The sequence below is a fragment of the Desulfovibrio intestinivivus genome, from assembly GCF_053570665.1.
In genome coordinates this window covers 865,975-879,385 of sequence record NZ_JBRBQT010000001.1, presented here as the reverse complement: position 1 = coordinate 879,385, position 13,411 = coordinate 865,975, and the positions used below count along the sequence as shown (strand labels likewise).

General features: G+C 58.5%; 12 protein-coding genes. 2 read left to right on the top strand and 10 right to left on the bottom strand.

Going from position 1 to position 13,411, the window contains the following annotated elements:
* Window positions 1-47 precede the first annotated feature (47 nt).
* Window positions 48-1,595 carry a lipopolysaccharide biosynthesis protein gene (locus tag ACUZ9P_RS03700; RefSeq protein ID WP_298996224.1) on the bottom strand — a complete coding sequence of 516 codons (1,548 nt, stop codon included), beginning with the start codon at window positions 1,593-1,595 and terminating at the stop codon, window positions 48-50.
* 231 nt (window positions 1,596-1,826) lie between these two features.
* On the opposite strand from ACUZ9P_RS03700, the gene ilvD reads away from it, so the two are divergent.
* Window positions 1,827-3,512: a dihydroxy-acid dehydratase gene (gene ilvD / locus ACUZ9P_RS03695; protein ID WP_449248680.1), complete on the top strand. Its 1,686-nt coding sequence runs from the start codon at window positions 1,827-1,829 to the stop codon at window positions 3,510-3,512.
* A 117-nt stretch (window positions 3,513-3,629) separates the two neighbouring features.
* Window positions 3,630-4,565: an AEC family transporter gene (locus tag ACUZ9P_RS03690; protein ID WP_298996221.1), complete on the top strand. Its 936-nt coding sequence runs from the start codon at window positions 3,630-3,632 to the stop codon at window positions 4,563-4,565.
* 132 nt (window positions 4,566-4,697) lie between these two features.
* On the opposite strand, the gene ACUZ9P_RS03685 is transcribed toward ACUZ9P_RS03690, so the two are convergent.
* The 9 genes from ACUZ9P_RS03685 to ACUZ9P_RS03645 all read right to left on the bottom strand — a co-directional run bounded on the left by ACUZ9P_RS03685 (window position 4,698) and on the right by ACUZ9P_RS03645 (window position 13,306).
* Window positions 4,698-5,237: a hypothetical protein gene (locus ACUZ9P_RS03685; RefSeq protein WP_449248679.1), complete on the bottom strand. Its 540-nt coding sequence runs from the start codon at window positions 5,235-5,237 to the stop codon at window positions 4,698-4,700.
* 194 nt (window positions 5,238-5,431) lie between these two features.
* A complete protein-coding gene (locus ACUZ9P_RS03680) occupies window positions 5,432-5,857 on the bottom strand; it encodes a hypothetical protein (protein WP_449248678.1) in 426 nt (141 codons plus the stop codon).
* A 78-nt stretch (window positions 5,858-5,935) separates the two neighbouring features.
* Window positions 5,936-6,025, bottom strand: a complete 90-nt coding sequence (locus tag ACUZ9P_RS03675) for a 4Fe-4S binding protein (RefSeq protein WP_449248677.1) — start codon at window positions 6,023-6,025, stop codon at window positions 5,936-5,938.
* A 254-nt stretch (window positions 6,026-6,279) separates the two neighbouring features.
* Complete coding sequence (locus ACUZ9P_RS03670; RefSeq protein ID WP_192112813.1) at window positions 6,280-7,140, bottom strand: FAD/NAD(P)-binding protein; 861 nt, start codon at window positions 7,138-7,140, stop codon at window positions 6,280-6,282.
* Window positions 7,141-7,316: 176 nt separating this feature from the next.
* A complete protein-coding gene (locus ACUZ9P_RS03665; protein WP_449248676.1) occupies window positions 7,317-8,402 on the bottom strand; it encodes a 4Fe-4S dicluster domain-containing protein in 1,086 nt (361 codons plus the stop codon).
* A complete protein-coding gene (locus tag ACUZ9P_RS03660) occupies window positions 8,399-9,847 on the bottom strand; it encodes a hydrogenase iron-sulfur subunit (RefSeq protein WP_022658841.1) in 1,449 nt (482 codons plus the stop codon). Before ACUZ9P_RS03660 ends, ACUZ9P_RS03665 begins: the two co-directional genes overlap by 4 nt.
* On the bottom strand, window positions 9,835-11,796 hold the full coding sequence (locus tag ACUZ9P_RS03655; RefSeq protein ID WP_298996214.1) for a CoB--CoM heterodisulfide reductase iron-sulfur subunit A family protein: 1,962 nt from the start codon (window positions 11,794-11,796) through the stop codon (window positions 9,835-9,837). The genes ACUZ9P_RS03660 and ACUZ9P_RS03655 overlap by 13 nt, the downstream gene beginning before the upstream one ends.
* Window positions 11,796-12,728, bottom strand: a complete 933-nt coding sequence (locus ACUZ9P_RS03650) for a CoB--CoM heterodisulfide reductase iron-sulfur subunit B family protein (RefSeq protein WP_449248675.1) — start codon at window positions 12,726-12,728, stop codon at window positions 11,796-11,798. The genes ACUZ9P_RS03655 and ACUZ9P_RS03650 overlap by 1 nt, the downstream gene beginning before the upstream one ends.
* On the bottom strand, window positions 12,725-13,306 hold the full coding sequence (locus ACUZ9P_RS03645) for a 4Fe-4S dicluster domain-containing protein (RefSeq protein ID WP_298996209.1): 582 nt from the start codon (window positions 13,304-13,306) through the stop codon (window positions 12,725-12,727). Before ACUZ9P_RS03645 ends, ACUZ9P_RS03650 begins: the two co-directional genes overlap by 4 nt.
* Window positions 13,307-13,411 lie beyond the last annotated feature (105 nt).

Genomic DNA, 13,411 nt, shown 5'->3' with positions numbered 1-13,411 from the left:
ATCAGATGGCCGGGGTCACCGGCCTTTCTATTTTGTGCAGCTGAGTTTTAGCCATGAGACCTGGATTTGCTGAACCGGATAAATACTTCGCGCAGTTCCTGCCGTGAAAAGCCCATGACAGCAGGCATGCCCAGGCAGAGCAGCCCGATGGCCGCGGTGTATATGACGCCGGAAACAAGAAAACGAGGAAAGGAATCCACATCACCAATGCCAAGATAGAGCGTAAGCTGGCGGCAGCCAAAGGCCAGCAGCAGCAAAATTGCGAGGCTCCATATCTGGTGGGCAATATTGCGCCAGAACTTGAGCGGAATAAAGCGTGAGGCCAGCCAAAGATACACATTGACCGTGATGATCTGCACGCACACGGTTTTGATCGCCAGGCCTACGGCACCGAGGCCAAGGCCGAAATATTCCGGCGGCGCAAGCAGAAACCACGCCGTGCTGAAACCGTAAATGCATTCCAGCGCCGCCATATTGCGCAGCACCTTGGTGCGGCCAGTGGCGTGAAAAACCGATCCCGCAAGCTGCCCATAGGCCTGATGCAGGGGGTAGAGCGCCATGATCTGCACAGGCAGGGTCGCAGCGGCAAACTGCGCGCCGCCGAAAAAGTTTACCAGGGCGGAACCTTCGGCCAGCGTAAAGCACGAAAAATAGGCAGCCACCACGTAGAGCAGCGGGGCAAACCGCGTGAGCAAGCGGCCCATGGCCTCGCGGTCGTTGTTCCCCCAGGCGATGGAAAGCTCGCGCATGACCAGAGGCGTCATGGCTGAAACAAAAAGAAAGCAGGCCATGCTGACTTTTTGGGAAAGGGCAAAAAAGCCTTGTTCCACGCTGCCGTCAAACCATTGCAGCAGCCAGCGTTCGGCAGTGAGGAGCAAAAAGGAGAGCAGGGCCTGCACAAACAGCGGGTGGCTGTAATTGAAAAACTCCCGCCCATAGGCGCGCGTCTGCTCAGGCGTGAGCCGAAAGTGCAGGGGAATGCCAGCCTGCCGCCAGTAGGTGCGCGTAACCAGCCAATAGCCAAGGGCCGTTGCCCCGAGCATGAGGTATTGCTGGGCAAAAAGCGTGTGAATGTTCAGCCAGTCGGCCCAGAACATGAGCCCCAGCAAGCCCACCGTAAACAGCGACACAACGGTGCGCACCATTTCGGAAGAAACAGTCGCGCCCACGGCATCGTTCATGGAGCGCAGTACACGGCCCCACCATGTCAGAAAAGCCCACAGGGCTGCCAGCGGCGCAAGCCACAGGGGCACATCGGGCATGAGCAGCTCGCCAGCCGCAGGAATTTGCAGCAGACCTGCGGCCAGTAAAATAATGGCGAATACCGCCGCTGTGGCGCGCATGTAAAAGCCGATGAGGCCGGTCTCTGCCTGGCGGCGCGAAAGGGAATTGTAAAAGCAGGTGGAGGTTCCCATATCCAGAAAGCCGGAAAGCTGCTGGAAGAGGTTGGTGGCAAAGCTGTAATTGCCGTACATCTGCGGCCCGAGAGCGCGGGGCAGAATGGCCTCCATGACAAGGTAGACCGGGACGGAGGCGATATTGGCCACGAGCTTGAATATGTAGCGGCGTGCCAAAGTTGGGGTAGAGCTTTGCATGCCAGGAAATTAGCTCACTTCGGCGGCGCGCTCAAGTGGCTGAGGCCCGCGCGGAAAAAATACCTGCCCAGCCGAGGGGATTCCCACACGCCCGGTTGCGGCGCATTCAGCTCGGCCGGGCGGCAGGGGCGGCTATGGCGTGTTTACGGGCGTAAAAAATTACCGTACGATTCTCATTCCGATTGCGGGCGCAAAAGGAATGTTTGTTGTTCATACCATAAGGATACCGTCATGGATGATGAAGCACGCAGCAAAAAAATGAAGTCCGGGCTGGAAAAAGCCCCCCACCGCTCCCTGCTCTATGCTCTGGGCCTCACCAGAGAAGAAATGGAGCGCCCCCTGGTAGGCATTGTGAACGCCGCCAGCGAGGTCGTTCCCGGGCATATGCACCTGAACAGCCTGGCCGATGCGGTCAAGGCCGGTGTACGTATGTCGGGCGGTACGCCGCTGCAGTTCCCGGCTATTGCCGTGTGCGACGGCCTGGCCATGAACCATGAGGGTATGCGTTTTTCCCTGCCCTCGCGTGAATTCATCGCGGATTCCATTGAAATTATGGCGCGCGGTCACGCCTTTGACGCCCTGGTGTTCATTCCCAACTGCGACAAGTGCGTTCCCGGTATGCTCATGGCCATGATGCGCCTGAACATCCCTTCGGTGCTGGTTTCCGGCGGCCCCATGCTGCCCGGCGACATCGGCCCCGGCAAGCGCGGCGATCTCATCACCGTGTTTGAAGCCGTGGGCAAGGTGCGCAGCGGCGCCATGACAGAAGAAGAGCTGGAATACATGGCCGAACGCGCCTGTCCCGGCTGCGGCGCCTGCGCGGGCATGTTTACGGCCAATTCCATGAACTGCCTGTCTGAGACCATTGGCGTGGCCCTGCCCGGCAACGGCACCATCCCCGCTGTGAGCGGCGCGCGCATCCGCCTTGCCAAAAAGGCTGGCATGCGGGTTATGGATCTGCTGCACAAGAACATCCGCCCGCTGGATATCGTAACGCCCAAGTCCATTGCTAACGCCGTGGCCGTGGATATGGCCCTTGGCTGTTCCACCAACACCGTGCTGCACCTGCCCGCCGTGTTCGGCGAGGCCGGATTGAAGCTTGGCCTGGAAATTTTTGACGAAGTCAGCAAAAAGAGCCCCAATCTGTGCAAGCTTTCCCCGGCGGGCAAGCATTACATGGTTGATCTGGACAACGCGGGCGGCATCCCTGCCGTCATGACCGAGCTGGACAAGCTGGGCCTCATCAACAAGGACTGCATGACCGCCACGGGCAAGACCGTGGGCGAAAACCTCAAGGACATGAACGCCCACGTCATGAACCCTGAAGTGATCCGCAGTGTTGAAAATCCCTATTCCAAGCAGGGCGGCATTGCCATTCTGCGCGGCAGCCTGGCCCCCGAGGGCGCTGTGGTCAAGCAGTCCGCAGTTGCCCCCGAAATGATGTGCCGCGACGTCACGGCCCGCGTGTTTGAGTCCGAAGAAGACGCCATGAAGGCCATTCTTGACGGCAAGATCAAGGCCGGAGACGGCGTTGTGATCCGTTACGAAGGCCCGCGCGGCGGCCCGGGCATGCGCGAAATGCTCTCGCCCACGGCGGCCATCACAGGCATGGGTCTTGGCAAGGATGTTGCCCTGCTGACGGACGGCCGTTTCTCAGGCGGCACCAATGGCGCGGCCATAGGGCACATTTCGCCCGAAGCGGCGGACGGCGGCGTTATCGCTCTGGTGCACGAAGGCGATACCATCCATATCGACATTCCCAACCGCAAGCTGGATCTGCTTGTGGACGAGGCCGAGCTTGCCAAGCGGCGCGCCGCCCTTGTGGTGCCCAAGAAGGATTGCCCCTACCCTGTGCTGCGGCGTTATGCCTATCTGGTCAGCTCGGCTGCCAACGGCGGGCGTTACAAGGAAATCTAAGTAACTGGCCGAAATGATTCAAAGCCCCCACGAGCCGGAGTTGTTTTCTGGCCTGTGGGGGTTTTCTGGCCCCTGAGCGCAACATTGCGAAAGGGCTTTTTGAAAGGATAAAAGCATATGGCGTTTTTGCATGCGCTGGGCGGTGTATTCGGGCTGATGCTGTTAGGTTTTGTTGGGTTCATGCTGGCGGCGCGCAACTGGTTTGGCGCGGAAACCCGAATTGTTCTGCCGCGTCTGATCACCCAGATCGCCCTGCCGCCCTTTCTCATGTACACCATCATGCACTCGTTCCATCGGGACGATCTGATCATGCTGGCAAAGGGGGCGCTGCTGCCGTTGGGCTCGGTGACCCTCACTTTTGCGCTGGCCATTGTGCTTGCCAAGCTGGCACGCATCAAAAGGCAGCATTTTGGCCTTTTCTGCGCCAGTGTAGCCAATTCGAACACCATTTTTATTGGTATTCCCGTTAATCTGGCCCTGTTCGGTGAAAGTTCCATCCCCTATGTGCTGCTGTACTATGCCGCCAGCACGGTTTTTTTCTGGACTGTGGGGGTCTACTCAATTACATGCGATATTACTGAAAACAGAGGGAAAATCCCTTTGCATACCCGGGTCAGGCAGGTGTTTTCCCCGCCTTTCATGGGCTTTATTACGGGCTTGATTCTGACAATGCTGGGCGTTGAACTGCCCGAATTTTTGCAGAACGTTGCCCGCTCGCTGGGCAATCTCACTACGCCGCTGGCCATGATTTTTATTGGTATTTCCATCTACGACATGGGATTGCGCAGTATCAGGATCGGCAAGGATATGGTTCTGCTGGCGATGGGGCGCATGATGCTTGGCCCGCTGGTGATGACTGGCCTGCTGTATTTCTTTCCGGTGTCTGCGCTCATGGGCAAGGTTTTTATTATCCAGGCATCCCTGCCGGTGATGGCCCAGGCGGCTATTTTGAGCGCCCACTACCACACAGACCCGGAATTTGGCGCGCAGGCCGTCAGCCTGACCACATTGCTTTCCATGATCACCATTCCGCTCTACATGGTTATTTTTTAGAGCAGTCCAGGCATTGCGCCGCCTTCATGCGGAGGTAGCATTTCAATCAGCATGCCTTTTTTTGCCTTTTCTCAAAAACAAAGGCCGCAGATTTTGCAATCTGCGGCCTTCAAATTTTTGTGGCGGGGCGAGCTACTTGGCGCTTTCAGCCAGCACGTCCAGCATAAGGGAATCAGGCTTTTTGCTGCAAGCGTCAAGGTAGGCCTTGAGGGTGTCATCGCTGTTAAGCACTGAGGCTGGTTTGCCGCTTTTGCCCCGGTTGTAGCCGTCAAGCCAGATCACAAAGCCGCTGCCGTCGTCTGGGTTGGCGGTGTAATCCTTGCACAGGGTCTTGTCCGCGCGCCATGTGCTCTCTGTATCGACAGGAAAGGTCTTGCGGGCTTCCTGCCAAGCGGCGGCGACCTTTTTGGTGGGGTCAACCTGGCATGCCGCATATGCCTGGCCCAGCATGGGGGCGAGGGTTTCAGGATCTGCAATGGGGTTGCCCATCTTGGCGCTCACATAGCCGTCAATTTGCAGGCCTTCAAATATGGGTGGCTGGCCGCCATCGGTCATGGGCTGAGTGATGAATTCGGCGCAGATATACGTGGACGGATCAATCTTGTCGTTGCCGGCCTGAACAGCCACGGGCAGTCCAAGCATCAAGCAACAGAGAATCAGCATCTTTTTCATGAATACTCCCTTGAAGAAAGCGTTGTACTTCCTTGACCCACTGCGCCCGTCCTGTCAACTGCCGCCGGATTCCGGTAGCAAACGGAAAACACTACGCTCGGTGCTTTTGATGGTCTGGAGTGGGCTGCCGGTCTGGTGCAGTGTTGTTGCAACTGCACGGAGCAAGGCATGATACCGCGTGGGAAAGATAACGTCTATTGCAAAGGCGGGAAACTCTTATCCGCCCGTATTGTTTCTTCTGCAGATTTTTTCATTCCCATAACATCAACATAGGGAGTGCGTTCTGCCTGTGTTTTTGTGATGTCTGTAAAATCCTTCTTGAATGAGCCTGCGTAGATTCTGTTGAATACAAGCTCATTAGTATCTTTATCCCTGAACGTGATACTTGTACAATAATCAATAAAGCCGTCAGGCTGGTCGGGCGAACCTGTAATGCTGCTCTCCATTTTTTCGCCGTTCATCAGATGCTTCATGATTTCCATAAATTCGCCGCGATTCTGAACGCCAATGTCAAAAATGATATTGTACATCAGCTGTGACCATGGATCGTCACCGTTTTTGGCATGTGCAGGGCAAGATAACATAAAAATAACTGCAAAGAAAAAAACTATTTTTTGCATGAAGTATCCTCATTATGGTAAAACAAATGAGCAAGAATGAGGGTTAACTTTTAAAATAGATATCTGTAATGGAACTGGTCAATTAATAATGCTTATTGCCTTGACAGGACAAACTGTTATACAGGCTCCACATGTAGTACAATTTGCATTAATTATAAACGGAACCATATTGGGCCCGTTTCAAATAATAGCCTTCGGTGGACAAACCACAAGGCACTCTTCGCAGTTACCACACTGGAGACATTTAAACATATCAATAATAACACGAGCCATAAAACCCTCCTCATTTATAGCTCTTTTCTTATATTTATAAAATCAAATGTCAAGTTCGATTTCGATTTATTCTGAGAGTCAAACCTGTAATAGGAAAGGCCGCTTGCACTTGCAAACGGCCTTTTACTATTCCATCGTCTAGAACAGCCTTACAGTTCCGGCGGCAGATCCTGCAGTTCCTGCCAGGTGAACACGGGGCCGTCCACGCAGACGTAGCGGCCGCCGATGTTGCAGCGCCCGCAGATGCCCACGCCGCACTTCATGCGTTTTTCAAGCGTGGTCACGATGTTTTCAGGCGCAAAATTGAGTTTTTGCAGGGCCTGCACCGTAAACTTGATCATGATGGGCGGGCCGCAAAGCACAGCCACGCAGTTTTTGGGATCGGGGTTGAGTTCCAGCAGCACGTTGGGGATCAGGCCCACCTTGTGCGGCCAGCCGTCAAAGGGGGCGTCGATGCACAGGGTGCAGTCCAGATCATCGCGGCGCAGCCAGTCTTCCGTTTCATAGCTGAAGGCCATGTCGCGCGGGGAACGCGCGCCATAGAGCAGGCTCACCTTGCCGAAATCGGCGCGGTGTTCCAGCACGTGCAGCATGATGGTGCGGATAGGCGCCATGCCGATGCCGCCGCCCACAAAGAAGATGTCCTTGCCCTTCCAGTCGGCATAGGGAAAGTAATTACCCAGAGGGGCGCGCACGCCCACCTTGTCGCCGGGCGAGAGCCTGTGGATGGCCGAGGTCACTTCGCCCGCCTGCATGACGGAGAACTGGAGGTAGTTCTTCTGCGACGGCGGCGAGTTGATGACAAAGGTGGATTCGCCAGCGCCGAACACGGAGAGCTGGCCCACCTGGCCGGGTTCGTAGCGAAAGGACTTCATGGCCGCATCATCGTCCAGCACCACGCGCAGGGTCTTGATGTTGCCTGTTTCCTGTATGACTTCGGCCACGGTGGCGGGCATGGGCAGGTAGGGGTTGCCCTGCATCATGGGACGGGCCGTGATTTCGCGCAGCATGCCGCCGTCGGGCGCGGGCTTGAGGCCCGGCTTGGCGGCTGGCTTGGCGGCGGCAGTTGGCTTGGTATCCACAGCGGGTTCTGCCTTTGCAGCGGCCTTTTCAGGCGCGGCGGTATTTTGGGGCGCAGTCTTGGGAGTAGCTTTGCCGGTAGTTTTTTTGGTTGCCATGTCTGCTCCTACTTGTCCGTGGACTTCTTGTCATCGTTGCCGTCTTCGATGGCGGCCAGCACGATGGAGCGGATGTCCACGCAGACGGGGCAATTGCTGATGCAGCGACCACAGCCGCTGCACGAGAACGAACCCCAGTTTTCAGGATAGGTGGAGTACTTGTGCGAAACGCGGTTGCGCATGCGCAATGCCTTGAGCATGCGCGGGTTGTGACCGCTGGCCTCCCGCGTGAACAGCGAGGACATGCAGTTGTCCCAGCTGCGCAGACGGCGGCCACCTTTTTCGCTCAGTCCTTCGCCTTCATCGGTGATGGTGAAGCAGTAGCAGGTGGGGCAAAAGTAGGTGCAGGCCCCGCAGGAAATGCAGCGGTCGGTCTGATCCTGCCAGAACTGCGTGTCGTTAAAGCGGGCAGCCACTTTTTCGGGCGCGTTCTTGATGTTGGGTGCAGGCACGAGGCTGGCCCAGGCTTCCTTGCGGGCGGCTTCCGCCTTGGGAAAGAGATCGGCACCTTCCGAGAGGGAAGACGCGGCCAGCAGTTCCTCGCCCTTGGGCGTGATGGCTTGCAGCACGTAGCCTCCCTCGATCTCGGTCATGAGCACGTCCGAGCCTTCGGGGGAGGTGGGGCCGCCGCCAACCCAGTGGCAGAAGCATGTGTTGCAGCCGCTGCCGCAGGTGAGCGTAACCACCGTGAGCTGGTCGCGCCGCGCTTTGTAGTAAGGATCGGCGTAAGGCCCTTTAAGGTAGGGGCGGTCAAGCACCGCATAACCCCGCGCGTCGCAGGGACGGCAGGCAAAAACCACGGTGGGCTGAGCCTCGGGCTTGTCGTCCAGGCTCATGGTGACGCGCTCGAGGTTTTCAGGATCCTTGGTTTTTTTGTAGCGCACCAGGGTTTCGCACTGGGGCAGCACGGCCTCCTTGGCGGGCACGGTGGCCTTTTCCATGGTAAAGGGCTTGCCTTCCTGCCACGGCTCAAAGACAACCGAGCGCTTGTTGGCGGGCTTTTCTACCGGCACCAGCACACGGCGGCCATTCTGCGAGAGGTAGGCAAGAAACGCGGGCAAGCCGTCAGGGGTAACAAAGCGGATCATGCTCATTTCCAGTCCCTCTCATGAATGTTCTTTTCAACCACTTCATAGCCCAGCAGGGGTGGCACTTCATCCGGATTGAGACCGGGCTGGTAGCCGTCAAAAAGCTGGGCCACAGCGCGGGCAATCTGCTGACGCAGGGCCAGGATGGGAATGCCCACGGGGCAGGCGCGCTGGCATTCGCCGCAGCCTGTGCAGCGGCCAGCCAGATGCATGGCGTGGATGGTCTGGAAGAAGAGTTTTTCCTTGGCGCTGTCTTCCTGCGTCATCCAGTGCGGATCGCGGCTGTCTGACACGCAGTAGTCGCGGCACACGCACATGGGGCAGGCATTGCGGCAGGCGTAACAACGCAGGCAGCGATCCATCTGGCCGCGCCAGAAGGCGAGCCGCTCGTCCAGAGTCATGGAATCGAGCAGGGCCAGTTCCGGCGGGGTGCCCGCCGCGCCGTCCACCTTGACGGGCTGACCAAGCAGGGTGTCGGCCAGCACTGCCGAAGGCGTGGTGCAGCCGTAGCACTTGCCCTGGGCGTAGTCCGTCATGCAGAAGCGGTGATCCTTGCCGTCGGCGGTGATGGTCACACCGGCCTCATCGTAGGTCACGCCGTCAATCTTGGTGTAGCGGCCCAGGTCCTGATTGACGCGGGCCATGTCCAGCGTGCCTTCGCAGGGCAGGGCAAAGATGGTCACATCTTCGCGGCGGATCAGGTTTTCCTGAAGCAGCTCAACAACAGAGCGTGAGTCGCAGCCCTTGACCACAATGCCCACCTTCTTGCCCTTGAACGAGGGCAGGTACACGGCGGGATTGTTGACGTTAAAGGGCCCCCACACCAGCTTGTCCACGTCCTCGGGGGTCTTCATGAACAGGGGCACGGTGTGCGCGGCGTCATAGCCCTGCTGCCAGCCAAGCACGCAGTCCAGCTCGGGCAGTTTGGCCTTGATGGCTTCTTTCAGGTCGGCAAGGGCGGCGTTCTGCCCTGTGCCAAGGGAGCGCAGGGAGGTCAGCGCCATGTCGGCGATTTTGAGCAACGGTTCCGGGTCTTCCAGCTTGGGCGCGGGGCCGAGCTTGTGGATGCGGTCGGTAAAGACCGTAACCACCTGCTGCCAGCGCTGGCCTTCGGAGGCTGAAACCCAGGTGTATTCAAAGCGGCGTTCGTCAATGCCCAGCACGGGCAGGAACTGCTTAAGCACCTCAAGGCGGCGGCGGGCATAAAAGTTGCCTGCTGCGTAGTGGCAGTCACGCGGGTGGCAGCCGGAAACCAGCACGCCGTCCGCGCCGTTGAGCAGCGCCTTGACGATGAACAGCGGGTCAATACGGCCCGAGCAGGGAACACGGATAACGCGCAGGTCTGTGGGCTGGGTGGCGCGGGCCACACCGGCAGTATCCGCGCCGCCATACGAACACCAGTTGCAGAGAAAACCTACAATTCTCAGTTCTTTGCCGTTTAGCACTGGCATAAGGCGTTTACCTCCGCAAGGATCTGGTTGTCAGTAGCGTGTGAAAGCTGGATGGCCCCCTGCGGACAGGTGGACGTACACAGGCCGCAGCCCTGGCACACGGTCTCGATGACCTGAGCCTTGCCCTCGCCCCGGATTTCCACTTCCTTGATGGCTCCGAAGGGGCAGCAGCGGATGCACTTGCCGCAGTTGACGCAGCGGCGGATGTCCACCTGGGCGATCTGCGGGTCGCTTTCAAGCTTGTCCTTGGAGAAGAGCGCCAGCACCTTGGCCGCAGCGGCGGAACCCTGGGCCACGGAGGCGGGAATGTCCTTGACCCCCTGGCATACGCCCGCCAGATACACACCGGCGGTATTGGTTTCCACAGGCTTGAGCTTGACGTGGCTTTCCATGAAGAAGCCGTAGCTGTCGTAGGAGATACGCAGCTTTTCCGCCAGCTGGGGCGAGCCCTTGCTGGCCTCGACGCCCACGGCAAGCACCACCAGGTCGGCCTTGATTTCCACGGGCTGGCCCAGCAGGGTATCCACGCCCATGACCGTCATCTGGCCGTTGCCATCGGGATAAATCTGCGACACGCGGCCACGGATGTATTCCGTACCGTATTCTTCCATGGCGCGGCGGGTAAACTCGTCGTACATCTTCCCTGGCGCGCGGATGTCCATGTAGAAGACAAAGGACTTGGAATCGGGAATGTGATCCTTGGTCAGAATGGCCTGCTTGGCCGTGTACATGCAGCAGAAGCCCGAGCAGTAGGGACGGCCCACGGATTTGTCGCGCGAGCCGACGCACTGCACAAAGACGATGTTCTTGGGTTCCCTGCCGTCAGAGGGGCGCTTCACATGCCCGCCCGTGGGGCCGGATGCGGAGAGCAGGCGCTCGTATTGCAAGGAAGTGATAACGTCGGGGTAAGCGCCGCCGCCGTATTCCTTGTACACGGTCCAGTCCATGAGGTCATAACCGGTGGCGGCAACAATGCTGCCCACTTCTTCGGTAATGACTTCATCTTCCATGTCATACTTGATGGCCCCTGTGGGGCACACCTTGGCGCACACGCCGCACTTGCCCTTGAGAAGCTGGCGGCAGAATTGCGGATTGATGACGGCCTTCTTGGGGATGGCCTGCGGAAAGGCAATGGTGATTGCCGTGGTGTTGCCCGTAAGTTCATTGAAGGTGTCGGGCGTTTTCTTGGCCGGGCATTTCTCTGTGCATGCGCCGCAGCCCGTGCACAGGCTCCAGTCCACATAGGTGGTGCGCTTGCGAATTTTTACCGTAAAGTTGCCCACATAGCCCGAAACGTCTTCCACTTCGGAATAGGCATAGAGTGTGATGTTGGAGTGCTGGGCCACGTCCACCATTTTGGGGCCGAGAATACAAGCCGAGCAGTCAACGGTGGGGAAGGTCTTGTCCAGCTTTGCCATCTTGCCGCCGATGGTCGCATCGCGTTCCACCAGCACCACCTGAATGCCGCCGTCGGCACAGTCAAGCGCGGCCTGAATGCCCGCCACGCCGCCGCCGATGACAAGCACGCGCTTGTTGACGTCAAAGCTTTTGGCCAGCAGGGGTCTGTTGTTGCGCAGCTTTTCCACCGCAAGCTGCACCAGTTCGGCAGCCTTGTTGGTGTTGGCTTCCATGTCTTTGCCGATCCACGAAACATGCTCGCGGATATTGGCCATTTCAAGCATGTAGCGGTTCAGCCCCGCGCGTTCCACCGTGCGGCGGAAGGTGGGCTCGTGCATGCGCGGCGAGCAGGAGGCCACAACCACGCCGTCGAGCTTGTGCTCGTGGATGGCTGCCTCAATGGCCGCCTGCCCCGGTTCGGCGCAGGTGTACATGGGGTCGTCGGCATAGACCACGTCCGGGTAGGTGCGGGCAATGGCCGCCACCTGGGCGCAATCGACGGTTCCGGCGATGTTGCTGCCGCAATGGCAGATAAAGACGCCTATTCTCATTACCTGCCTCCTTCAGCGGCCTTGGCCTTCTGCTCTGTGGGTTTGGCCGCTTCCTCGCGGCGCAGCTCGCCCAGTTTGCGGATAAGGCCGTTGGGGCTGACGCACAGCTTGTTCAGGCCCAGTTCTTCTTCCGGCAGATCAAAGGCAATGCCCATCATCTGGGTGAAGTAGAGCACCGGCATGCGGAACTTGGTGTCCATGGCCGCGCTGGCCTGATCCTGGCGCAGGTCAAGGTTCATCTGGCAGAGCGGGCAGGCCACCAAAATGGCATCTGCGCCAAGGCGGGTTGCCAGCTCAAGGATGCGGCCCGAATTCTTGGCCGTCATGGGGCGTTCGGGGATACCGAAGGACGCGCCGCAACAGGCGGTCTTGAGCGGGAAATCAAGCATCTCCGCCCCACAGGCCGACATCATTTCTTCCATGAGCGTGGGATTTTCCGGGTCGCCAAAGTTCATCACTTCGGCCGGGCGGCTCATGAGGCAGCCGTAGTAGGCCACAAGCTTGAGCCCCTTGAGGCTCTGGCGCACGCGGGCGGCGATGGCTGCCATGTCCATCTGCGCGGCAATGCCCTGCATGACGGAGGTGACAGGCGGAAATTCCTTGGCCGAGGGGCCGTCCAGCAGCTCGTCAACCCGGCTGCGGAAGGCGGGATTTTCCATGCGCTTGGCAGCCATGCGCAGGTTGGAAAGGCAGCTGGGGCAAGGCGTGAGCAGAACTTCGGCCTTTTGCTGGGCGGCAATATCAAGATTGCGCACGCACAGGGCGGCGGAAAGTTCCGTATCCACGGCATGGGCCGGGGTAGAACCGCAGCAGTTCCAGTCGGGAATATCCACAAGTCTCATGTCCAGGGCTTTGCACACAGCCTGGGTGGACATTTCGTAATCTTTTGAAGAACCTCGGGCAGAGCAGCCGGGGTAGTAGGCAAAATTCATGGGCGCACCCCCTCGCGCTTGGCGCGTTCCTTGTAGCGCGTAAAGATACGGGTAACCGGCCCTGCCCCGCCTGGCAGAATGTGGGGCTTGAGCCCCAGCTTGCCCTTTTTGAGGGCTTCGGGCGCGAGGTCAACGTCGGTAAACACGCGGAGCGAGCGCATCATGTAGAGCGCCATGGTGCCGATTTCGTGGGTGCGGCCAAAGGCGCGCACCGTATCCAGGAAGGAAAACCAGAATTTTTCCACCTTGGGAACGGCCACGCGGCCTTCCTTGCGGGCCATGTGGCGCAGGGTCTCCATGACTCCGGCCACGTCGATGTTGTTGGGACACCGCTGGCTACAGGTGGAACAGGACAGGCACATCCAGATGGAGCGCGAATCAAGTACCGCGTCCTTCAAGCCCAACTGTACCGCCCGCATGATCTGGTTGACCTGCATGTCGTAAACGAACCCTGCGGGACAGCCGGCAGTACAATTGCCGCACTGATAGCAGGTGGACACTTTTTGCCCGCTGTGCGCGTCCACTTCCTCCGTAAAGGCAGGGTCGCGCAGGCGGTTCAGGTTAATGGCTTCGTTCATGGGAACTCTCTGGTTAGAAGCTGATGGGGTGCCGCTGTGACAAGACTATCTACAACGCTACAGCAGAAAAAGTCAAAAATCTAGGCTCGCACCCCAGCAAATTAT